Source organism: Frankia sp. QA3 (assembly GCF_000262465.1).
GTDB lineage: Bacteria > Actinomycetota > Actinomycetes > Frankiales > Frankiaceae > Frankia.
The window spans coordinates 2083073-2104462 of record NZ_CM001489.1 but is presented as its reverse complement, the minus strand read 5'-3'; the positions used below and the strand labels follow the sequence as shown (position 1 = coordinate 2104462).

Annotated in this window: 17 protein-coding genes; 14 read left to right on the top strand and 3 right to left on the bottom strand. The window is 74.3% G+C overall.

Features of this window, described 5'->3' with window-relative positions; translation table 11 throughout:
- From FRAQA3DRAFT_RS08585 to FRAQA3DRAFT_RS08565, 5 genes are all read left to right on the top strand, one after another.
- On the top strand, window positions 1–2033 hold a 2033-nt coding region (locus FRAQA3DRAFT_RS08585; RefSeq protein ID WP_009738674.1), incomplete at its 5' end, for a glycosyltransferase family 39 protein.
- 11 nt (window positions 2034–2044) lie between these two features.
- Complete coding sequence (rnhA, locus tag FRAQA3DRAFT_RS08580; RefSeq protein ID WP_009738673.1) at window positions 2045–2518, top strand: ribonuclease HI; 474 nt, start codon at window positions 2045–2047, stop codon at window positions 2516–2518.
- Window positions 2519–2650: 132 nt separating this feature from the next.
- On the top strand, window positions 2651–3040 hold the full coding sequence (locus FRAQA3DRAFT_RS08575; RefSeq protein ID WP_009738672.1) for a hypothetical protein: 390 nt from the start codon (window positions 2651–2653) through the stop codon (window positions 3038–3040).
- Between the two features lie 41 nt (window positions 3041–3081).
- Entirely contained in the window at window positions 3082–3897 is an 816-nt protein-coding gene (locus tag FRAQA3DRAFT_RS08570) for a metalloprotease (RefSeq protein WP_232291974.1), read from the top strand.
- An 87-nt stretch (window positions 3898–3984) separates the two neighbouring features.
- A complete protein-coding gene (locus FRAQA3DRAFT_RS08565; RefSeq protein WP_009738670.1) occupies window positions 3985–4833 on the top strand; it encodes an SAM-dependent methyltransferase in 849 nt (282 codons plus the stop codon).
- A 178-nt stretch (window positions 4834–5011) separates the two neighbouring features.
- Here FRAQA3DRAFT_RS08565 and modA read toward each other — a convergent pair whose 3' ends face one another.
- Window positions 5012–5827, bottom strand: coding sequence for a molybdate ABC transporter substrate-binding protein (modA, locus tag FRAQA3DRAFT_RS08560; RefSeq protein ID WP_009738669.1), 816 nt, complete (start codon window positions 5825–5827; stop codon window positions 5012–5014).
- Between the two features lie 536 nt (window positions 5828–6363).
- On the bottom strand, window positions 6364–6882 hold the full coding sequence (locus FRAQA3DRAFT_RS08555; RefSeq protein WP_009738668.1) for a flavin reductase family protein: 519 nt from the start codon (window positions 6880–6882) through the stop codon (window positions 6364–6366).
- Window positions 6883–8324: 1442 nt separating this feature from the next.
- On the opposite strand from FRAQA3DRAFT_RS08555, the gene FRAQA3DRAFT_RS08550 reads away from it, so the two are divergent.
- The 6 genes from FRAQA3DRAFT_RS08550 (at window position 8325) to FRAQA3DRAFT_RS08525 (ending at window position 17147) form a co-directional block, all read left to right on the top strand.
- Entirely contained in the window at window positions 8325–9551 is a 1227-nt protein-coding gene (locus FRAQA3DRAFT_RS08550) for an ABC transporter substrate-binding protein (protein ID WP_009738667.1), read from the top strand.
- A gap of 203 nt (window positions 9552–9754) precedes the next feature.
- Entirely contained in the window at window positions 9755–13498 is a 3744-nt protein-coding gene (locus tag FRAQA3DRAFT_RS08545) for an ATP-binding cassette domain-containing protein (protein WP_009738666.1), read from the top strand.
- Window positions 13495–14172: an ABC transporter ATP-binding protein gene (locus tag FRAQA3DRAFT_RS08540; RefSeq protein WP_009738665.1), complete on the top strand. Its 678-nt coding sequence runs from the start codon at window positions 13495–13497 to the stop codon at window positions 14170–14172. Before FRAQA3DRAFT_RS08545 ends, FRAQA3DRAFT_RS08540 begins: the two co-directional genes overlap by 4 nt.
- Window positions 14173–14345: 173 nt before the next feature.
- Entirely contained in the window at window positions 14346–15593 is a 1248-nt protein-coding gene (locus FRAQA3DRAFT_RS08535; RefSeq protein WP_009738664.1) for a cytochrome P450, read from the top strand.
- Entirely contained in the window at window positions 15590–15784 is a 195-nt protein-coding gene (locus tag FRAQA3DRAFT_RS08530; RefSeq protein ID WP_009738663.1) for a ferredoxin, read from the top strand. The genes FRAQA3DRAFT_RS08535 and FRAQA3DRAFT_RS08530 overlap by 4 nt, the downstream gene beginning before the upstream one ends.
- Before the next feature lie 115 nt (window positions 15785–15899).
- Window positions 15900–17147, top strand: a complete 1248-nt coding sequence (locus FRAQA3DRAFT_RS08525) for an ABC transporter substrate-binding protein (protein ID WP_009738662.1) — start codon at window positions 15900–15902, stop codon at window positions 17145–17147.
- Window positions 17148–17467: 320 nt separating this feature from the next.
- On the opposite strand, the gene FRAQA3DRAFT_RS08520 is transcribed toward FRAQA3DRAFT_RS08525, so the two are convergent.
- The gene (locus FRAQA3DRAFT_RS08520; protein ID WP_009738661.1) at window positions 17468–18100 is read right to left on the bottom strand and encodes a TetR/AcrR family transcriptional regulator; all 633 of its coding nucleotides are present in this window, start codon (window positions 18098–18100) and stop codon (window positions 17468–17470) included.
- An 89-nt stretch (window positions 18101–18189) separates the two neighbouring features.
- On the opposite strand from FRAQA3DRAFT_RS08520, the gene FRAQA3DRAFT_RS08515 reads away from it, so the two are divergent.
- From FRAQA3DRAFT_RS08515 to FRAQA3DRAFT_RS32720, 3 genes are all read left to right on the top strand, one after another.
- Window positions 18190–19626 (top strand): DHA2 family efflux MFS transporter permease subunit, encoded by a 1437-nt coding sequence (locus FRAQA3DRAFT_RS08515; RefSeq protein WP_009738660.1) that lies wholly within the window; start codon window positions 18190–18192, stop codon window positions 19624–19626.
- Window positions 19627–19692: 66 nt separating this feature from the next.
- Complete coding sequence (locus FRAQA3DRAFT_RS08510) at window positions 19693–20511, top strand: response regulator transcription factor (RefSeq protein WP_009738659.1); 819 nt, start codon at window positions 19693–19695, stop codon at window positions 20509–20511.
- A gap of 6 nt (window positions 20512–20517) precedes the next feature.
- Window positions 20518–21390, top strand: an 873-nt coding sequence (locus FRAQA3DRAFT_RS32720; RefSeq protein WP_009738658.1) for a HAMP domain-containing protein, incomplete at its 3' end; no start/stop codon positions are given.

Sequence of the window (21390 nt, the reverse complement as noted above, 5' to 3'; positions counted from 1 at the left end):
GCGGACGGCTGCGCGGGCCGGGCCGGCCGCCCTGGTCGCGCCCGGCGCTCGCCGTCGCCGTGATCTGCGCCTGTTCGTTCGCGGCGAGCATCATCCTGCAGGCGACGCTGTACCGGCACGGCTCCGGCGACGCAGACGAGGCCGCCTACGTCCTGCAGGCCAGGATGCTGCTCGACGGGCACCTCACCCTGGACGCGGCGAGGATGGAACCGTTCTTCCGGCCCTGGCTGACCGGGGAGCACGGCGGCAGGCTGTTCACCAAGTACCTGCCCGGCTGGCCGGCGCTGCTCGCCGCCTCGCAGGCCGTGTTCGGCACGATGACCCTCGCGCCGGCCCTCGTTGCCGCCGGCTGGGTCGCCGGGACGTACCGGCTGGCCCGCGAGCTGCTCGACGATGCGGCGAGCGCGGTGCTGGCCGCGGGTCTGCTGGCCCTGTCACCGCTCGTCGTCGTGCACACGGCGCTGCCGCTGGCCTACGCCTGCGGCGCGGCCACGCTCACCCTGGCCAGCGCGGCGCTGCTGCGCGGGGCCCGCACCGGCGCCCGGCGTTCGCTGCTCGGCGGCGGGGCCGGCGTGGGCTTCGCGCTGCTGCTGCGCCCCTTCGACGCGGTGCTCGTGCTGGCGGGGGTGGTCGTGTTCGCGCTCGTGCGATTACGCCGCGAGCCGCGGGCGATGACGCGGCGGGTCGGCTGGGCCGTCCTCGGCGCGGCGCCGTTCGTCGCCGTGCTGCTGGCCTACTGCCGGTGGGTCACCGGCTCGGCGCTGCGGATGCCGCTGTCCGCTTCCGATCCGCTGGACCGCTTCGGCTTCGGCCCGCGCCGGATCCTGCCCTCCGAGCCGACGTTCGCCTTCACCCGCCACCTCGCGCTGCGTGCCCTGGAGCAGACCTGCGCCGCCGCGCCGGGCTGGCTGTTCGGCGGCGTGGTGGTGGTCGCGCTCGCCGCCGTCGGCGCGGCGGGCGCGCGGCGGCGGGCGCAGCGGCTGCTGCTCGTGGCGACGGTGGGCGCGGTCGTCGGCGGATACCTGTTCTGGTGGGGTTCGGCGTTCGCCATGCCGGGGCTGCGCAACGGGCTCGGCCCGCATTACCACCTCGCCGCGCTGACCCCGATCCTGATCCTCGCCGCCGACGGCGCCCGCCGGCTGTGGTCGGCCGCCGCTGCCCTCCCGTGGGCCGCCGTACTGCGGCCCGCCGCGGCGGGTGCGGTCGCGGTGACGATGGTGCTGCTCACGGCCGTCGCGGTGCCCGGCAAGCTCGACGGGCAGCGCTGGGTCAACGACCGCAACGCCTTCCTCGCCGCCCTGCTCCCGGACGGCTACCCCGCCCCGGCGGTGGTCGTCGTGACGCCGCAGGTGCCCAGCCGGTACACCCAGGTGCCGTACCAGACGCTGCGCAACCGGCCGGACCTGCGCGGCCGGGTGCTGTACGCGGCCGACCTCGGCGCCGCGACGGCGACGCTGCCCGACCGGGTGCCGGGGCGGGCACTGTACCGGCTGCGCCCGGACGAGATCGTCGACCCGGCGGCGCCCGCCAGCTTCTACGGGTCCTTCACCGCCCTGCGCCAGGTCAGCGGCGAGCGGATCCGGCTCCGGGTGAGCGCTCGCCTGCCCGCCGGGGCCGCGGCCGGCGCATCCGCCTACGTGCGGCTGGGGGCGGTCACCCGGACCTTCCCGGCGACGCCCCCGGCCGGGGACCGCATCGACGCGTCGGTGGTGGTCACCTCGGGGGAGCCGGCCGGCGCCGGCGAGATCGGCGCCGGCGCGGCGACGCTGCCGGGGGAGCTCGTCGTCGGGCTCGTCCAGCCGACCGCCGCGGGCCCCGCCCGCTGGGAGGAGCGCATCCCGCTGGCGCGCCGGCACGCCGGCGGCTCGCTGACCCTGCTCACCCCCGGGCTGGGCTGGCGCCAGGTGCCCGGCCGCGCCGCGGCGGGATGGCTGCCCGCCCGGTCCGTCCCACGCTGGCCGTCGCCGCCGGCATCGACTGATCCGCCCCCGCCGGCGGCGGGCGGTGGCGGGCGGGGGCGACGGGGGCGGTAACGTCGCGCGGCATGGCGCAGCGCAACGGGCGCACGACCGTCGACATCCACACCGACGGGGCGTGCAGCGGCAATCCCGGGCCCGGCGGCTGGGGTGCGGTGCTGCGCTACGGCGAGCACGAGCGGGAGCTGCACGGCGGCGAGCCGGCGCGCACGACGAACAACCGGATGGAGCTCACCGCGGCCATCATGGCGCTGGAGGCACTGACCCGGCCGTCGGTGGTGCGCCTGCACACCGACAGCACCTACCTGCGCAGCGGCATCACAAGCTGGATCGCCGGCTGGCGGCGCAACGGCTGGCTGACGAAGGACCGCACGCCGGTGCGCAACGCCGACCTGTGGCAGCGGCTGGAGGCCGCGGTCGCCCGGCACGACGTCGAGTGGCTGTGGGTCCGTGGGCATGCCGGCGACCCCGGCAACGAACGCGCCGACGCCCTGGCCGCCCGGGGCCTGCGCGAGGCCCGCCAGGCACCTCCACCCGCCTGAACCGGGACGGCGCCCGACCGGACCCGCCGACCCTGCCGCGATCGAAGCGTTTGCCGGATGCACGCGCCTTCGGCATGACATCATGCACGTGCAGATGCACTTGATGATGTTCTTGCGTGAGACGGAGTCGCCATGTCCCGCCGTTCCCCGTTCGGGCCGGTGCCACCATCCCCCTTACCGGCCGATCTTCTGGTGATAGTGCTCACCGCCGCAGCCACCGTGCTCGGCCTCGCGGCCGTGGCCGCGGTCATCGTCATCACCCTGAGTGCCGGCGAGACCGACGTCTTCGCCGTCGTCGCCGGGCTGCCGCCGGCCGTCATGAGTCCGTTCACGGTCGCGCTACCTGCGGTTATTCGCGTCGCCCAAGCGGAACGGGCGCCGCGGCGGCGCGGGCGCGGGCGGCCGGCGTCCGGGCGGCCACGGGCCCGCTGCGCGCCGCCGGGGGCGCAGCGACGCTCCCTCGGCGGCTGTCGCGGTGACGACGACGGCTCCCCGGGCGGGAACGATCGCCCCTACCGTTGACCGTCGTGCGGGTCATCTGGGCGGCCTTGGCCGCGATCGTCATGTCTGTCGGCCTCCTGACCGGCTGCAACGCCTCCGCGACGGGTGGGCCCCTCAACGCTGCCGGCGGCGTCGGCTCGGGCACCGCCACCGGCGGCTCGTCCGCGAGCGTCCCCGGCGGCTCGTCCGCGGCCGCCGACGGTGCGCTGACCGCCTCCTCGGCGGCGTCGCGCTCGTCGTGCGGCGGCAAGGTCACCGACGTGCGGGACGTCGAACGGCTCATCAACGAGCCGGTCGGCTGCCCCGGCGCGCTGAACACGTTCTGGCACGGCGAGCTCGGCGACGCCTGGACGACGCCGCGTTTCGTCCCCTACCGCGACGGCGAGGTGCCCGACGACGCCTGCGGCCGGCAGGTCAACGACCCCCGCGTGTTCGCCGACAACGCGCTGTACTGCACGCTCGACGACACGGTCGCCTACAGCGTCGACTTCCTCAACGAGCTGGCCCAGGTCGGCGGCCCCACCTACCCGCTGTTCGTCCTCATGCACGAGCTGTCCCACCGAGGCGACCGCATCGGCGGGAACCTGGGGGTCGTCACCCGCGCCGAGGAGAACCAGGCCGACTGCTTCGCCGGGCGGCAGGCCTCCGTCGCGCACGACGCCGGGCGCATCGCCGTCACCGACGCCCTGCAGGGCGCCCTGCTGTTCTACAGCCTCGGCGACACCCGCGGCGGCTGGTTCGCCCAGGAGGCCGCCAGCGCCCCCGACGCCCACGGCACGCCCCGCCAGCGCGCCCAGGCATTCGCCTTCGGCTACCTGCGCGGCAGTTCCACCTGCCACCGGATCGGCAAGTCCCAGACAGGCGACGTGTCGTTCTGACGATCGGCCCCCGACCCATCCACGCAGTCGGTGACGCTCGGTAACCGTAGGTTCGGTCGGGTTGCGGCAGCGGAGTTACGGTGAGTTATGACCTTCAGGGCTGCGTCCGATCAGATCGAGGTTCCTGCCGGAGTGGGCCTGACCGCCGTCGGCATGGCCTGGGTCCGGGCCCGGGAGAGCACGCGCCGCGACCGGCTCTTCGACGACCCCTACGCCGAGGCGTTCGTCGAGGCGGCCGGGGGCCCCGGCGTCGCCACCGGCCCCGCCGGAGCCTTTGCCCGACTCGTCGACATGGTGGACTCCCACGGCGTGCAACGCACCCGCTTCTTCGACGACTACCTCACCCGCGCCGCGGGCGACGGCCACCGCCAGCTCGTCCTGCTCGCCGCGGGCCTGGACACCCGCGCGTACCGGCTGTCCTGGCCCGCCGGCACCCGGCTGTTCGAGGTCGACCTGCCGGAGATGCTGACGTTCAAGCAGGCGGTCCTCGACGGCCGGCACGCCACCGCGCACGCCGAACGCGTCGCCGTCCCCGCCGACCTCGCCGGCGACTGGGCGACGGCGCTGACCCGTGCCGGCCTGCGGCCGCGGGAACGCACCACCTGGCTCGTCGAGGGCCTGCTGCCCTACCTCGACGCCGAACAGGCCGCCCGCCTGCTCACCACCGTCGGGCAGCTGTCTGCCCCGGGCAGCCTGCTGGGCTTCGAGTACCAGGCCGCCGACACGTGGCTGCTCGACGAGCTGCGCGCCATGCCGGAGCTGGCCGAGTTCGCGGCGCTGCTCAAGGGCGGCCTCGGCAAGCCCGCCGTCGCCTGGCTGCCCCAGCACGGCTGGCAGGTGCTGCGCGCCCGGCTGCGCGCCGACCTCGCCGTCGAGACCGGCCGCCCCGCGCCCGGCCCGCCCGCCGACGGCTTCCTCATCGCCGCCCGCCGGTGACCTGCGCGCGGGGGTGTTTGACAGGGCCTGGAGCACGGCTGACGGACGGGGCGCCCGACCGTTTGCGGCAAGCGGCCGCACGAGGAGACGGCCACGGTTCCCCAGGAGGACTGGCCTCCCGGGGAACCGTGGCCGAAGGCCGCCTGCTACCGACGGCCGGCGCGGGCCGAGCCGCGGATCAGGGGGCCTGGAAACCGGCCTCGGTCAGCACCGACTCGCCCTTGTCGGAGGTGACGTAGTCCACCCATGCCTTGCCGCCGGCGGCGTTCTTGCCGGCCTTGAGCGTGGCGATCGGGTAGTCGTTGATGGCCTTGGCCGACTCGGGGAACTCGATGCCCGTCACCTTGTCGTCCGCGGCCTTCGCGTCCGTGCGGTAGACCAGCGCCGCGTCGACCTCACCGAGGGTGACCTTCGACAGGGCGGACTTGACGTCCTGCTCCAGGGTGACGGGGGCCAGCTGCGTCCCGGCGGCGGCCAGCGCCTTCTTCGTCGCCGCGCCGCAGGGCACCTGCTCGGCGCACAGCGCTACCTTCACGCCCGGCTTCACCAGGTCGGGCAGGTCCTCGATGCCCTTCGGGTTGGCCTTCGGCACGGCGATGACGAGCTGGTTGCGGACGAAGACCTTCGGCGCCGAGGAGTTCTCCCCGGCGTCGGTGACGGTCTTCATGGTGGCCGGGCTCGCCGCGGCGAACACGTCCGCGGGCGCGCCGGAGGCGATCTGCTGGGCCAGCGCGGAACTACCCGCGAAGGAGAACTTCACGGTGGACCCCGGGTTGGCGGCCTCGAACTGCTTGCCCAGCGTCGTGAACGACTCGGTCAGCGACGCCGCGGCGAACACGGTGACCGTGCCCGTGGCACCGCTCGAGGCACTGCTGGCGGCGGGCGTCGGCGTGGTCGTCGAGCCCCCGTCGCTTCCGTCGCTTCCACACCCGGCGGCGAGAAGACCGGCACTGGCCACGACCGCCAGCGCCGTCTTCACCCTGCGAAATCTCACGTATCCCCGTTCCTACGCACCACGGCCGGTCGCCGGTGCCATCGCGCGCACGGTCGACCGCCTTCTACGAACATCCACTGTTGGCTGTGCGGTCGGGCGCCTCGATGCCACTTGTCGTCATCGAATCGGCCCATGGCGACGCCATCGTCGCCGCGAGCGCCGAGCCGCCCGGAGAACTCCGGCGGCCGCCGCGCCCTCCTCGCATCTGCGGAACCTGCTGGTGAGCGATGCCGCAGATGCGAAACTGGATGCATGATAGTGCCGCTTGTACGTTTCGACTAGGTGGGGTCGACCCCAGATCCGTCCGCACTTGCGGTCCGGCTCTGTCGGGGGGCCCGCCCGCGCCGACGCCTCAGTCGCGGGCGGGCCGACGATGTGGTGAGCCCGGCTCGTCGCGCCGGGCGATGGTCCCGACGGGCCCCGGCACGCGCATGGCCCGCCCCCGTGACGGGGTGCGGGCCATGTGCGCTGCGGCCGGCCGGCCGGGCGGGCGGCAGAAGCGAAGTTCGCGGACTCAGGGTGCGGCTGCTACGAGCTCAGGGCAGGGCGTGGAAGGTGCGGTCGTGGTAGATCAGCGGGGCCGCGGCGGGGTCGGTCGCGGCCTCCAGGACCAGGCCGACGATGAGGAAGTGGTCGCCGGCCTCGATCGGCGGGCGGGTGGCGCAGCGCAGCCAGGCCCGGCCGCCGTCGAGCAGCGGCTCCCCGGTGGGCAGCGCGGTCCAGCGGGTCGGTTCGGCGAACCGGTCGATGCCGCTGCGGGCGAAGCGGCGGGCGACGTCCTCCTGCGCCGAGGAGAGCAGGTTGACCACGAACGTGTCGGCGGCGCGCAGGTGGGGCCAGGCCGAGGCACCGGAGGAGATCGCGAAGACGACCATCGGCGGCTCGGCGGACAGCGACGCCAGCGACGTCGCGGTGAAGCCGACCGGTCCCACGCCGGCGTCCGTCGTGATGACGGCGACGCCTGCCGGGTGGCCCCGGAAGACGGTCCGGAACAGGTCGCCGTCGACGGCGCGCGCCCTGGGGGCTCCCTGGGTCTGGCGAAGCGAGGCGGTCATACGGATGCTCCCGAGGTTCGAAGGACAGATGGTGTTCGCCCGGTGCCACGGATCAAGCCGGGCCGCGCCGACGGCCGGGCCCCATCCGACGGCCGCCGCCGCGCCGCGTCCGGCCGGCCGGCCCGGCCGAGGCGACCCGGCCTGGGCTACCGGACGCCGCCGGCGTGCGCGGTGCCGATCGGCACGTGGTCCCGGGGCGTCGGTGGATGCCGACCGGCTGGGCGCGTGCCGAGCGCGGCGGTGCGGAGATGGACGGTGCCGGGGCGCCGGCGGCGGCCCGGCCCAGCGATGGGCCCGGTCGCGCGACCGACATGGATCCGGCTCGGGGACGGGCCGGCTCGACGCCGGCGTGGGGCTGGTGGCGGGGCGGACCGGGACGCGTACTGGTCAGGGCCACCGGCGGCGGGTGCGCCGGCCGGGGGCGGACGTGTCACCGGGGAACGGGCCACCCCGCGGGGCCGGACCGGCGACGAGGGGGCGGGCCGGGCCGTTCGCCACGGCGGACGAGCCCGGGCCGTTCACAGGGGCGGCGTCCGCGCGAGACCGAGCCGGGCGTCCCCCTGCGGGCCGGTGCGGGCACTCGCGGGGTGGGGTGACTCAGCGGCAGGGGCGACAGAGATCGCTGTTGCTGTGCCCGAAGTCGACGTGACGCCGGCGCCGCAGACGTGGCTGGTCGTCGCGACCCTCCACGCAGGCGCACGCGGACACGCCGGCCGTAGGCCACGGAGTGAGCTGCACGCTTCCACACTAAATCCGCGCCAATGGCAGGTCAACGGGCCGATCAGGGCATCCGGACCCCGGTGTGGTGGCCGACGGGCCCAACTTCTGGATACGCCGGCGAGAGGGCGGGGAGCCGCTGTGACTTCGCTCACCGTCTCGGCGGATCCGCGCACGGTGTGGGCCTGTCGATCGCCGCCCGGTCGGCGCCCGGGTCGGCCGCGCCGTCCCGGGCGGAGGCGGTCCGGGGTGTGCCTGCCGTTGTTCGTCCAGAGATCCTCGGTATACAAATCAGGTGCGGTTCCTGTGCGCAGTGCTATCCCGGGGACCTGCGGGAGTGAGGCAGTGTCAGTACGCTGCGCGGCAGCCGCGGGCGTGGCGGCGTAAATGTGTTCACGGTCATCCGGAGCACCTGGGACGGAACCGGAGGGCACCCCCCGGTTGCTTCCGTCACAGCTCGGCCCTGGTAGGTTTCCGTCGACAAAATCTGTGATCTTCAGTGAAGATGTCGAAGGATGGGACCTGTACTGACCGCCGTGTTGCCATGGCAAGTCGTCCGCACTGCTCCGGTAGAGGTTGATGCGCTACCGGGCGATGGCGGTCTTCGGGGCCCAGATGGTTGGCCGAACATAATCCCGGACTTGTCGGCGAGAGCGGAAAGACGTTGGCGCGCAGCGGTCTGGATGCGGGCTCGGGTGAACCTCGGCGCGGTCGGAAGGTGGCTCATGCAGGTGTGGCGGACGAGGCTCGCCGTGGCGATGATCGCCGCGGTGACAACGTTGGCGGCCTGTAGTTCCGGCGACTCCTCGGACAGCGCGAACGCCGCGGCCGGCTCCTGTGCCCCCGGCGTGACCGACGACTCGATCAAGGCCGGTCTGCTCTACCCGGACACCGGCGTGATGGCCGCCCAGTTCACCGGCTTCCGGGCCGGCGTCACCGCCCGGTTCGAAGCGGAGAACGCCGCCGGCGGCGTCGACGGCAGAAAGATCCTCTACGGCTGGCAGGACGACCAGTCCGACCCCCGCGGCAACCTGCAGGGTGCCCGGGAGCTGGTCGCGCAGAACGCCTTCGCCGTCGTCCAGTACACCGCGGTGTCCCAGCAGTCCGTCGCCTACCTCGACACCGCGGGGGTGCCGGTGATCGGCGCCGCCGACCAGCCCGGCTGGGCGTCGCACCGCAACACCTTCACCGTGACCCTGACGAGCCAGACGGGCCGGAGCACGACGACGATCGGCGACTTCGTCCGCCAGCAGGGCGGCACCAAGGCCGCGGTGGTCGTCAGCTTTCTCAGCGAGACCGCCAGGCTCTACGCGGACGGAGTGACGAAGAGCCTGCAGCACGCGGGCATCGACGCGCTCACTCAGGACGTCGACGGCACCAACGCCGCCGACGTCGCCCGCAAGATCATCTCCTCCGGGGTTGACACGATCATCGCCGCGGCGCCGCTCGACCTCTACACCGGTGTCCTGGACGCCGCAGTCAGCGCCGGGCAGCCGTTCAAGGTCGCCGTGTCCGCCGTCAGTTATGATCCGCGCCTGCTCGCCCCCTACGGGCGGCAGCTCGCCGGCACCTACGCGTCGCTCTCCTATGCCGCGTTGGAACGCAACCGGCCGGTCCAGCGCCGGTTCCTGCAGGCGATGGCGGAGTACTCCCCGGAGGTCTCCCCGCCCGGCCAGCAGAGCGCCATCATCGGCTGGTTGAGCGCGGACCTGTTTATCCGTGGACTGAAGACTCAGCACGGCTGTCCTACGCGGGAGTCCTACATGAAGGGCCTGCGTGGGGTGACCGACTATGATGCCGACGGGATGCTGGTCAATAAGATCAATTATGCCACCGATCAGGGCCAGCTCGATCCGTGCTTCGACTTCGTCCGGGTCGCCGGAAGCGGTGACCATTTCGAGGTCGTGAGCCCGCAGCCGCTCTGCGGCCAACGCTTCGACACCGGCCAGTGATGCGGGAAGTCGGGCCCGCGTGCTGATGTGATAAAAGCGCACTGCGGCGGGGCGTCGGCGAAGATCCGGGCCGGCCGTCCGGCCCGGATGGCATGGCCCGCCAGGAGCACGGGCGTCACAGGGACGACCGGCGGTGTCGAGAAACTATCCGACCGGTTCTCGGTGAGGAGCGAACTCGCTGGAGTTCGGGCTGGGGTGGTGCTGTGGGCAGCTTTCTCGGATACGCCGTCATCAGTCTTGGGGCGGGCGCGCTGTATGTCTTCGTGGCGGCCGGTGTCCTGCTGATCCATCGTGGTTCAGGCGTGCTGAACCTCGGGCAGGGCGCGCTGGTGATGTTCGCGGCCTACCTGTTTCACGAGGCCGGCGACGGGTGGGGCCTGCCGACCGCGCTCGCCGCCGCCGTCGTCATCGTGCTCACCGGGGCGGTCGCGCTGCTGTTCCACGCGGCCGTGCTGCGTCCGATGCGCCACGCCGCGCCGCTCAACCGGGTCGTCGCCACGCTGGGCCTGCTCATCGTCCTGCAGGCCGCGGTGGTGCTCGCCTTCGGCGGGCAGAGCCGCTCCGTGCCCTCCTTCCTGCCGCAGTCCGTCGTCGAGGTGTTCGGCAAGCCCGTCGGAGTGCACGTCTTCGTCCGCCTCGGCGTCGTCGTCGCCCTGGTCGCGGGGCTGTGGGCGTTCTTCCGGTACACGACCGCCGGAGCGGTGACCACCGCGGTAGCCGAGGGGCCGGCCGCGGCGGCGACGCTCGGCTGGTCGGCCGACGCCGTCGCCGGGGCCTGCTGGTTCGGCGGCGGGGTGCTCGCCGGCATCGCCGGTGTCCTGCTCGCCCCGCTGCAGAACCCGTTGTCGTCGACGAGCCTGGTCCTGCTGGTCGTCCCGGCGCTGGCGGTGGCGCTCGCCGCCGGCTTCCGTTCGTTCCCGCTCGCGCTCGTCGGCGGGCTGCTGCTGGCGCTGGTCGAACTCCAGCTCCAGGTGCACCTGACCGGTCCGCACGACTGGGCGCAGGGCCTCGACAGCGCCCTGCCGGTCGTCGTCATCGTCGTGCTGCTCGTCGCCCGCGGCAGCGGCATCCCCGACCGCGCCCACCAGGCAGAGGACCGCCCGCCACTCGGCTCCGGGGCGATCAACCTCCCGGTGCTGGTGGGCGGGTTCGCCCTGCTGGTGGCGCTCGTCTGGCTGGTGCTGCCCGATCCATGGGTCAACGCGGTCGCCATCCAGTCCGGGTACGCGCTCATCCTGCTGTCGCTGGTGGTCCTCGTCGGCTACGCCGGCCAGCTCTCGCTGGCCCAGAGCGCGCTGGCCGGCATCGCCGCGCTGGTCGCGGGGCGCCTCGTGGCGGCCGAGAGCTGGCCGTTCGCCGCCGCGCTGGCGATCGGCGTGCTGGCCACCACCGCCGTCGGCGTGCTGTTCGCCCTGCCGGCGCTGCGCACCCGCGGCCTGCAGCTTGCCGTGGTCACTCTGGGCCTCGGCGTCACCGTCAGCGCGATCCTGTTCCAGCGCGGTTACTCCTCACCCCCCGCGGACGGCCAGAGCTCCTCGATCTTCGGGGACGTGCTCGACCAGCAGGGCACCGTCGTCGCCACCGCGGACGCCCCGCTGCACTTCCTCGGCATCCCGGTCGACCGCACCGACGACCCGCGCGCCTACGCCACCCTGGCGCTGATCTTCCTGCTGCTCGCGGGGCTCGCGGTGTCCGCGGTGCGCCGCGGGCGGGCCGGGCGGCGGCTCATCGCGGTGCGCACCAACGAGCGGGCGGCGGCCTCGCTGGGCATCAGCGTGTTCGCGGCGAAGATCTACGCCTTCGCGCTGTCCGCGGCCATCGCCGGGCTCGGTGGCGTGCTGCTCGCCTTCGCCGACCGCAACATCAGCTACGACGACGGGGACTTCCTGCCGTTCACCGGCATCCTCGTCGTCGCCTACGCCGTCGTCGGCGGCGTCGGCTACATCAGCGGCGCGCCGATCGGCGCCCTGCTCGCCCCCGCCACCCTCGGCCAGCAGCTCGCCGGCTGGCTGTCCGACCGCTTCGGCGGCTCCACCGCACTGCCCCGCATCGTCGGTGCGGTGCTCGCCGGCCTGTTCGGATACGGGCTCGGCGGGCTCGCCCGCGGCCAGGTCGAGCGGTCCCGGCGGGCAAGCTCGGCCCGGTGGGCGCGCTGGCTGCCGGCCGGTGCCCTGGTCGTCCTCGCGGTACTGGGCGTGCTGTTCGGTGACCGGCTCACCGACTGGCTGCGCGAGATCGACCGCTACCTGCCGCTGATCGGCGGGATCATCCTGCTGCTGGTGCTGATCCGCTCCGGTGGGACGGGTCTCGCCGGCGGCCTGGCCGGCCGGGCCCGCCTGCCGCTGCCCGCCTCGGTCGGCGCCCGGCTGGGTCGCCCCACCGCCGCCGCCACGCTCGGCGGCCCCGCCCTGGCCTCGGCGCCGGTCATCGTCGCCGTGCCGACCGTCGCCGTGCCGACCGTCGCCGCCCCGCGCCCCGACGAGTCGGCCGTGCCACCCTCCGACACCCCGTCCGCCGCGGACTCGGCGCAGCCACAGGTGGCGCGGGTCGCGCAGGAGGCACTGCTCGCGCTGGAGCCGCTGCGGGTGCGGCCGGCGACGCTGACCGTCGAGGGCATCACGGTGCGCTGGGGCGGGGTCGTCGCCGTGGACGGCGTCGGGTTCGAGGTGGCGCCGGGCACCGTCGTCGGGCTCATCGGGCCGAACGGCGCCGGCAAGACGACGATCGTCGACGCGATCACCGGGTACGCGGCGACGGCGGCGGGCGCCGTCCGGGTGGGCGAGACCCGCCTGGACGGGCTGCGGGCGCATCGCCGGGTGCGGGCGGGGGTGAGCCGGTCCTTCCAGAACCTCGAACTGTTCGAGGACCTCACCGTCGCGGAGAACCTGCGGGCCGCCAGCGACCCGCGCGACCTCGCCGCCTACGTCACCGGCCTGGTCTGGCCGGGTAACCGGCCGTTGAGCGCACCCGCTCGGGCCGCGGTCCGCGAGTTCGGCCTGGCCGACGCGCTCGACACGCAGGTGTCGGCGCTGTCCTACGGGCGCCGCCGGCTGGTGGCCATCGCCCGCGCCGTCGCCACCGCGCCATCCGTGCTGCTTCTCGACGAGCCGGCCGCCGGTCTGGACGAGCACGAGAGCGCCGAGCTCGCCGCCCTCGTGCGCCGCCTGGCGGACGAGTGGGGGATCGCCGTCCTGCTCATCGAGCACGACATGCCCTTCGTCATGGGAGTCTGCGACCGCCTGGTGGTCCTCGAGTTCGGCCGCAAGATCGCCGAGGGGGTGCCGGCGGACATCCAGGCCGATCCCGCGGTCATCGCCGCCTACCTCGGCAGCCCCGACGAGCCGGCCGCGGACGGGGCCGCCGACGACCAGGCGGAAAGCGACACCGAGACCGCCCCGGCTGACGACCCGCCGGCGCGGGACGCGGTCGAGGCGGACAAGCCGGTCGCGGTCGCAGACGCCGCGGTGAGCGACGACAGCCCCGAAGACGACAGCCCCGAAGAGGAGATCGTCGCGGACGGGGGCGGCGCGCGGGACCAGACGGCCGGTGCTGCCGCGGGCGATGTCGCTGCGGGCGATGCCGCTGCGGGCGACGATCTGCCTGCGCAGGGTGTGACCGTGGACGAGGTGACCGCGGACGCCGTGGTCGTGCAGGACGAACCGGCCGGCGACGTCGCCGACGGGGGCGGGCCGACCGAGGACGGCGCGGTCGTGGCGGAAGCGTCTGCCGGTGACCCCGTCAACGGCTCTGGGCCGCCCGCGGATGGCTCGGCCGACAACGGCCCGGCCGACAATGGCTCGGCCGGCAACGGCCCGGCCGGCAACGGCCCGGCCGGCAACGGCCCGGCCAAGAACGGGTCGGCCGGGGACGGGAAGGACGGCGCGGCGGTGGCCGCGCCGGTGGGCGAGGCGGCGGCGGTGCCGCCGGTGGCTGGAGGTGCCAGGTGAGCGTCGTCGGATGCCGCCAGCTTGCCGTCGGGTACGGCGCCGGGCCCGTGGTGGCCGGTCTCGACCTCGAGGTGGCCCGCGGGGAGGTGGTGGCGTTGCTCGGCCCGAACGGCGCCGGCAAGACCACCACGTTGATGGCGCTGGCCGGCGCACTGACCCCCAGCGAGGGGACCGTCACCTGGCAGGGCGAGCCGACCACGGCGCCGCTGCACCGGCGGGCCCGGCAGGGCCTCGGTGTCGTGCTGGAGGAACGGGCCGTCACCCCGTCGCTGACCGTCCGCCAGAACCTGCGCATCGGCGGGGTGGACCCGCAGTCCGTGCTCGCCGACTTTCCCGAGCTCACCGATCATCTCGACCGCCGCGCCGGCCTGCTCTCCGGCGGCCAGCAGCAGCTGCTCACCCTGGCCCGGGTGCTGGCCCGCCGGCCGGTGGCGCTGCTCGCCGACGAGCTCTCGCTCGGCCTCGCGCCGCAGGTGGTGGCCCGACTGCTCGGCGCGATCCGCGCCGCCGCCGACGACGGGCTCGCCGTGCTGCTGGTCGAGCAGCACGTCCGCGCGGCGCTGCGCGTCGCCGACCGGGCCGTGGTGCTCAGCCGCGGGCGGGTCCGCTGGTCCGGGCCGGCCGCCCAGGCCCGCGCGGACCCGGCGCTCGTCGAGCAGGGCTACCTCACCTGACCCCTGCCTCGCAGCCCGACCCGCCCGCAGCCCGACCCGCCCGCAGCCCGACCCCGTCTGCCTGATTGAGCCAGCCCGCCGTCGCCGCCGTTCCCCACCGGGGCGCGCCGCCGGGCACCCGCACCCGTCCGTGCCCGGGCGGGGCGTCCTGACCGACCCTGGAGGAACAGCACATGCCAGAAGACACCGCGGGCGCGGCGGCGCCCGCCGAGGGCGGCCACGGCCTGCGGGCCGCGACGCTGGACTGGCTCGAGTTCGAACGCCAGCGCGCCGAGGACCCGCGGGCCTACTTCTCCCGGCTGCGGTCGCAGTGCCCGGTGGACTACGACGAGGGACACGAGGGCTGGATCCAGATCCTGCGCCGGTCCGACATCGACGAGGTCCTGCGCAACCCCGAGGTGTTCTCCAACCTCATCCCCGAACTCATGAGCAGCCCGCTGCCCGCCATCCCGATGGGCGTCGACCCGCCCGACCACGCCAAGTACCGGCGCATCCTCGACCCGCTGTTCTCCCCGCGGCGGATGGCCGCGCTGGAGGCCGAGGTCGTGGCGAACACGGTCGCCACGATCGAGGGCTTCCTCGACCGCGGCGCCTGCGACTTCGCCACCGAGCTCGCGGTCCCGCTGCCCTGCTCGGTGTTCCTCACCCTGTTCGGGCTGCCGCAGTCCGAGCTGCCGGCCCTGCTGCACATGAAGGACGCGCTGATCCGTCCGGAGTCGCTCACCGACGACCCCGACGAGAAGCTGCGGATCCAGACCGAGGCCGGCACGCAGGTGTTCACCCTGTTCGGGACGGTCCTCGCGCAGCGGCGCGCCGAGCCCCGCGACGACCTCATCACCGAGCTGCTCAAGGCCGAGATCGAGGGTCGGCCGCTGACCGAGCCGGAGCTGCTCGGAATCTGCTTCATGCTCATGATGGCCGGGCTCGACACCGTCACCATCAGCCTCACCTGCATCCTCGCCTACCTGCTGGAGCACCCCGACGCGCGGCAGCGGATCGTCGCCGACCCGGAGACGATCCCGACCATCGTCGAGGAGCTGCTGCGCTGGGAGACCCCGGTGATGGCCGTCCCGCGGATCACCACCCGGGACACCGAGATCGCCGGCTGCCCGATCAAGAAGGGCGAGATGGTCCACGTGATGCTGGCGTCGGGCAACCTCGACCCGGACGCCGACCCGCGCGCCGGCATCGTCGACCTCGACCGTGCCGACAAGCGGCACCTGGCCTTCGGCGGCGGGCCGCACCGCTGCCTGGGCTCCCACCTGGCCCGGATGGAGCTGCGCACCGTGCTGCGCGAGTGGCACCGGCTCATCCCCGAGTACTCCCTGGCGCCGGGGGAGAGCATCACCTGGAACGGCTCGACGCTGCGCGGCCTGGACTCGCTGGCGCTGACCTGGCCGACGGCTGCGGGGCAGGCATGAGGCTCACGATCGACAACACTCGCTGCCAGGGCCACGGCCGGTGCTACGACCTTGCCCCCGAGCTGTTCACCGATGACGACAGCGGCTACGGCGAGGTGGCCGTACCGGACGTGCCGGCCGACCGGGTGGAGCTGGCCCGGCGGGCGGCGGAGGCCTGCCCGGAGCGGGCCGTGCTGCTCGACGGGGTGTGAGCGTCCCGGCCGTCGCGGCCGGCCGGCCCCGCGGGGCCGGCCGGTGGGACGACGGCGGGCGGGTGGACGGACGGGGGCAAGTGAGAGTGGGTTCGGGCGAGAGATGAGGAAGACGATGCGGTCCAGAAGCGCGATGGCGGCGCTGGCGGCGGGGGCCACGCTGGCCCTGGCCGCGTGTGGTTCGTCGGGGACGACGGGGGAGTCGTCGCCGGCCACGGACGGCCCGAAGGCCAGCCCGGTGAAGTTGATGTCCATCGTGCCGCTGACGACGCCGACGACGAACTTCCCGGAGCAGGCCGGGGCGGCGAAGGCCGCCGTGCGCGCGCTGAACAAGCGCGGCGGCATCAACGGCCATCCCGTGCAGATCGACGTGTGCGACTCGAAGAACGACCAGGCGGCGGGCGAGGCCTGCGCCCAGAAGGCGGTGGACGGCAAGTACCTCGCCGTCGTCTCCGCCTTCAGCACCGCGGGCGGCATCAACGCCATCCTGGAGAAGGGCGGGATCCCCAGCATCGGCGCCTCGGGTGTCGCCGGCGACGGCTCGGATCTCACCTCGAAGATCAGCTTCGTCTACCAGCCGGCGTCGACGTACTACGAGGCCGTCTGCGCGCCACTGCTCAAGGACACCATCAAGATCAGCAAGATGGGTGTCGTCAACTACGACATCGCCGCGGCCTCCCGTCTCGGGGTGCTGGCCGGGCTCGGCGGCAAGTCCGCCGGGGTCGACACCCAGGAGATCAAGGTGGCGCTCACGACGAGTGACTACGCCCCGATCGCGGCCCGGGTCACCGACGCCGGCGCCCAGGGCGTCACGATGGGCCTGGCCGAGGCGAGCTCCATCGGCCTCATCCAGGCCGGCGGCGACAAGCTGAGCTACTGCCACGCCGCGGGCACCATCTCGGACGCGAACCTGGTCAAGCTCGGGTCCGCCGCGAAGAACTTCTACGCGGTCGGCGCCTTCCCGCTGTTCAACCAGAGCGCCAAGTACCCGGAGCTGACCCGGTTGGAGTCCGAGCTCGACGCGGACTTCGCCGCCGGGGACTCCGACGCGGCGAAGAACCTGCGCCACTCCACCTCCACCATCGGCGGCTGGCTGGCGGTGCAGATCGTCGAGCAGGTCGGCAAGAAGGTCACCGGGGACCTGACCGCCAAGTCCCTGCTGACGCAGCTCAACCAGACCAAGGGCCTGAACCTGCAGCTCATCCCGCCGCTGGACTTCACCAAGACCAACCCGGTCCCCGGCCTGACCCGGCTGTTCAACAACACCCTGCTGGGCCAGAAGTGGGACCCGGCGAAGAAGACCTTCTTCGCGACCGGCAAGTCCTACGACGGCCAGAAGATCCTGACCGCCGGCGCGAAGTGACCCCGTCGGGTCCCGTCCGCGGGATCCGACGCTAGCCGGCCGCGTCCGGCGTGCGCCCTGGGCCGGGCCGACCCCCTGTGGCGGGGGTCGGCCCGGCCCTTCGCGTTCCCGGCGCCGGTTCAGGGCAGGACACAGGTTCGGGGCAGGACACAGGTTCGGGGCAGGACACAGGTTCGGGGTAAGGCGCCTGCTCAGGGCCATGCGCCTGCTCAGGACGAGGCGCCTGCTCAGGACGAGGCGCCTGCTCAGGACGAGGCGCCTGCTCAGGACGAGGCGCCTGCTCAGGACGCCGCGCCGGTTTGGGACACCGTAGCGGGGGCCTACGGCCGCGGGTCGGGCACGCCGTGGGCGAGCAGGAACGTGCGCACGCCGGCCTCCACGGCGCGGCGCACGACGTCGTCCGCCGCCGGGCGGGTGCCGTTCTCGGTCAGCTCGGGGATCTGCGCGTTGATCAGCGCGAAGAACTGGCGGGCGGCGAGCGCCGGGTCCGCGACCTGCAGCAGTCCGGCGTTGCCGAGCATGGCCAGGCGCCCGGTGAGCGCGTCGAGGATCGGGTCGCCGGCCTTCTCCCGCACCGTGCGATAGATCTCGGGATCGCGGGCGGACTCGGCGGCGATCGTGCGGTACAGGAACATCGAGCACGTGCTGCGCTGGCACTCCACCAGCTTCACGCCCACCTCGTACAGGCTCGCCCGCCAGTGCTCGGGGGAGAGGTCCAGGGTCTGCAGCACGCGCAGCACGTCGCCGTTCTGCTCGACGGCGGAGTCCGCGACCGATTCGCGGAACAGCTGTTCCTTGCCGCCGAAGTAGCTGTAGATGGTCGGCTTGGACACTCCGGCCGCGGCGGCGATGGCGTCCACGCTCGCTCGCTCGTACCCCTGCGTGCCGAAGATCGGCGCCGCGGCGTCGAGGATGGCCCGGCGCTTGTCGACGCCGCGCTGCCGTCCCGCCATCGGGCCTCACCCTCACCTCTGCGCCGCCGCTGGTGCCCTTACTGTAGGCCGCCTTGTCCTTACTAAACCGTGTAGTTTAACCTCGTTCCATGAGCGTAAAAGAAGTTCCCGGGAGCCCCGCAGCCACGGCGCCCGTCCCCGCGCCCGTCCCCGCGCCCGGGTCGGCACCGGCGCCCGCGGCGGGGGTGCGCACGGGCCCGGCCCTGGTCGCGCTCGCCGGTGCGGCGCTGCTCGCCGTGCTCGACGGCACCGTCGTCGCCGTCGCCCTCGACCCGCTGGCCGACGCCTTCGCCGCCCCGCTGACCACCGTCGTGTGGGTGACGATCGCCTACCTGCTCGCCGCGGCGACGGCGCTGCCGCTGCTGGGCTGGGCGACCGCCCGCTTCGGCGGGCGCACGGTGTTCCTCACCGGCCTCGGCCTGTTCCTGCTCGGCTCGCTGCTGTGCGCACTGGCCCGCTCGCCGGGGATGCTCATCGGCTTCCGGGTGATCCAGGGATTCGGCGGCGGCCTGCTCGAACCGACCGCGATGACCCTGTCCGCCGCGCTGGCCACCCGGGAGTCGATGGGCCGAGTGCTCAGCGTGATGGGCACGGTGGTCAACGTGGCGCCGGCGGGCGGCCCGATCCTCGGGGGCCTGCTGCTCGAGACCGGCCACTGGCAGTGGCTGTTCGTCGTCAACATCCCCCTCGGGCTGCTCGTGCTCGCCGCCACCCTGACCTACGTCCCCGCCGGCCGGCCGGATCCCGCGGCGGCCCGCCCCGGCGCCGACCTGCGCGGCCTGGCCCTGCTCACCGCGGGCTACCTGGGCGTGCTGTTCGCGGTCAACCGGGCCGGCGAGCATGCCGGCGACTGGCCGGTCCTCGCCGCCGCGGCGGGCGGGATCGTCCTGCTCGCCGCCTACGTCCGCCACGCGTTCACCACGACCGCCACCCCCGCGCTCGACCTGCGGCTGCTGCGCCGGCCGGGCTTCGCCGCGAGCGTCGCCGTGATGGGCCTGGTCGGACTGGTCATGTACGGGCAGATCGCCGCGCTGCCGGTGATCGGCCTCGAACGGCACGGCCTGCACGGCCTCGACCAGGGGCTGCTGGTCTGCGCCCTCGGGCTCGGACTGCTGGTGTCGATGACGACCGGCGGGCGGATCAGTGACCGCCTCGGCGCGCGTTCCCTCGTGCGCGCCGGTGCCGCCGTCACCGCCGTGCTGCTGGCCACCTTCGCGGCGAGCGCCGAGCACCTCCCGCTCGCCGCCGCGTGCGCGTTGTTCGTCGCCGTCGGGCTGAGCTTCGGCCTCACCGCCTCACCGACGGTGGCCAGCCTGTACCGCACGCTGCCGCCGACCGAGCAGCCGCAGGGCACCACCTCGATGTTCATGACGGTGCAGCTCGCCGCGTCGCTGGGCGTCGCCCTGCTGAGCCTGCTGCACTCGCGAGCCGGCGCCGACTGGGTGGCGGTGCTGTTCGCCCTGCTGGCCGCGGCCGCCGCCGGCATCGGCCTGCTCGCCGCCCGGCTGCCCGGCCGGCCCGGCTGACCGCTACCGGCGACCCGGCGGGTGTCCACATCGCCCTCACATCCGCCGGGTCCTACCATCGGATCCATGCGGGTCCTGGTCGTGGAGGACGAGGTGCGCACCGCCGCGGTGCTGCGCCGCGGCCTCGTCGAGGAGGGATACGCCGTCGACGTCGTCGGCGACGGGATCGACGCCGTCTGGCGGGCCACCGAGATCGCCTACGACGCGATCGTCCTCGACCTCATGCTTCCCGGCATCGACGGCTTCGAGGTGTGCCGCCGGCTGCGCGCCGGCCACCGCTGGGCCCCCGTGCTCATGCTCACCGCGCGCGTCGACGTCGACGACCGCATCCGCGGCCTGGACGCCGGCGCCGACGACTACCTGCCCAAGCCGTTCAGCTTCGGTGAGCTCACCGCGAGGCTGCGCGCGTTGGTCCGCCGCGGCGCGGTGCACCGGCCCGTCGTGCTGCGCGTCGGAACCGTCGAACTCGACCCGGCCGGGCACCGCGTCTGGCGCGCCGGGGCGCCGGTCGACCTGTCCGCCAAGGAGTTCGCCCTGCTGCACCTGTTGCTGCGCCATCCCGACCAGGTGCTCACCCGCACCTACATCACCGAGCACGTCTGGGACGACGCCTTCGACGCCACGTCCAACATCGTCGACCAGTACGTCCGCTACCTGCGCCGCAAGATCGACCTGCCGCAGGCCCCCTCGCTCATCGAGACGGTCCGCGGGGTCGGCTACCGGCTGTGCGTCCCGCCCGCACCGCCCGCGACCGGGCCGCCCGCGACCGGGCGGTTCCCAGCCGGGCCGCCGCGGACCGGAGCGTTTCCGACCGAGCTGGCCGCCGACTCCGGAGCCGGCGTCCGCGGGCACCGGACGCCGCCGGCCGCCAGCGGCGGGACGTAGCCCGACGTGCCGCTGCGGGTCCGGCTGACCCTGCTGTTCGCGCTCGGCACCGCCCTGGTGCTCCTGCTCGCCGGCACACTGTTCTACCTGCTGCTGCGCGCGAACCTGCGCGACGCCGTCGACACCGATCTGCGGACCCGGGCCGACGTGCTCACCGTGCGCCTCGCCGACCGGTTCGCCGCCGGCGAGCCGGTGCCCGGCCGCGCGGACCCGGCCGACCTGCTCGCCGGGGCCGGTTCCATCGCCCAGGTCCTCACCCCCGCCGGGCGCCCCCTGGCCTCCTCGGTGGACGCCGGGACGGCCCCCCTGCTCACCGCCGACGAGCTCGCCCGGGCCCGTTCGCGCCCGGTGTGGATAGCCAGCGACGCCGGCCACCGGGCCCTGCCCGCCGGCGAGGCGCGCCTGTACGCCATCCCGGTGCGCGCCGCAGCCGCCGGGAGCACGCTCGTCGCCGTCGTCGGTACGCCGACCCACCTCACCGACCGCGCCGAGGACCGGGTCCGCAACGTGATGGTCACGGCGACCGCGCCGCTGATCGCGCTGTCCGGGCTCGCCGCCTGGCTGCTGTCCGGTGCCGCCCTGCGCCCGGTGGACCGGATGCGCCGCCAGGCCGCCGCGATGGCGGCCTCCGACCTCGCGAGCATGACCTCCCCGCCCGCAGACGCGATCCGCGCCGGGGACGCCTCCCGCGCCGGGGACGCCTCCCGCGACGGGGACGCCTCCCGCGCCGGGGACGCCAGCCGCGACGGGGCCGGCGCGGGGTTCCAGCTGGCGGTGCCGGCCACCCGCGACGAGATCGCCGCCCTGGCCCGGACCATGAACGACCTGCTGGGCCGGCTGCACGCCGCCCGCGCCCGCGACCGCGCCTTCGTCGCCGAC

Bases quoted from the DNA above. Each gene is read 5' to 3' on its own strand.
- FRAQA3DRAFT_RS08520 (WP_009738661.1), bottom strand. From the start codon at position 18,100: ATGGCGGGACGGCAGCGCGGCGTCGACAAGCGCCGGGCCATCCTCGAC.
- FRAQA3DRAFT_RS08550 (WP_009738667.1), top strand. From the start codon at position 8,325: ATGCAGGTGTGGCGGACGAGGCTCGCCGTGGCGATGATCGCCGCGGTG.
- rnhA (WP_009738673.1), top strand. From the start codon at position 2,045: ATGGCGCAGCGCAACGGGCGCACGACCGTCGACATCCACACCGACGGG.
- FRAQA3DRAFT_RS08515 (WP_009738660.1), top strand. From the start codon at position 18,190: ATGAGCGTAAAAGAAGTTCCCGGGAGCCCCGCAGCCACGGCGCCCGTC.
- FRAQA3DRAFT_RS08525 (WP_009738662.1), top strand. From the start codon at position 15,900: ATGCGGTCCAGAAGCGCGATGGCGGCGCTGGCGGCGGGGGCCACGCTG.
- FRAQA3DRAFT_RS08570 (WP_232291974.1), top strand. From the start codon at position 3,082: ATGTCTGTCGGCCTCCTGACCGGCTGCAACGCCTCCGCGACGGGTGGG.
- FRAQA3DRAFT_RS08510 (WP_009738659.1), top strand. From the start codon at position 19,693: ATGCGGGTCCTGGTCGTGGAGGACGAGGTGCGCACCGCCGCGGTGCTG.
- FRAQA3DRAFT_RS08565 (WP_009738670.1), top strand. From the start codon at position 3,985: ATGACCTTCAGGGCTGCGTCCGATCAGATCGAGGTTCCTGCCGGAGTG.
- FRAQA3DRAFT_RS08575 (WP_009738672.1), top strand. From the start codon at position 2,651: ATGTCCCGCCGTTCCCCGTTCGGGCCGGTGCCACCATCCCCCTTACCG.
- FRAQA3DRAFT_RS08555 (WP_009738668.1), bottom strand. From the start codon at position 6,882: ATGACCGCCTCGCTTCGCCAGACCCAGGGAGCCCCCAGGGCGCGCGCC.
- FRAQA3DRAFT_RS08530 (WP_009738663.1), top strand. From the start codon at position 15,590: ATGAGGCTCACGATCGACAACACTCGCTGCCAGGGCCACGGCCGGTGC.
- FRAQA3DRAFT_RS08535 (WP_009738664.1), top strand. From the start codon at position 14,346: ATGCCAGAAGACACCGCGGGCGCGGCGGCGCCCGCCGAGGGCGGCCAC.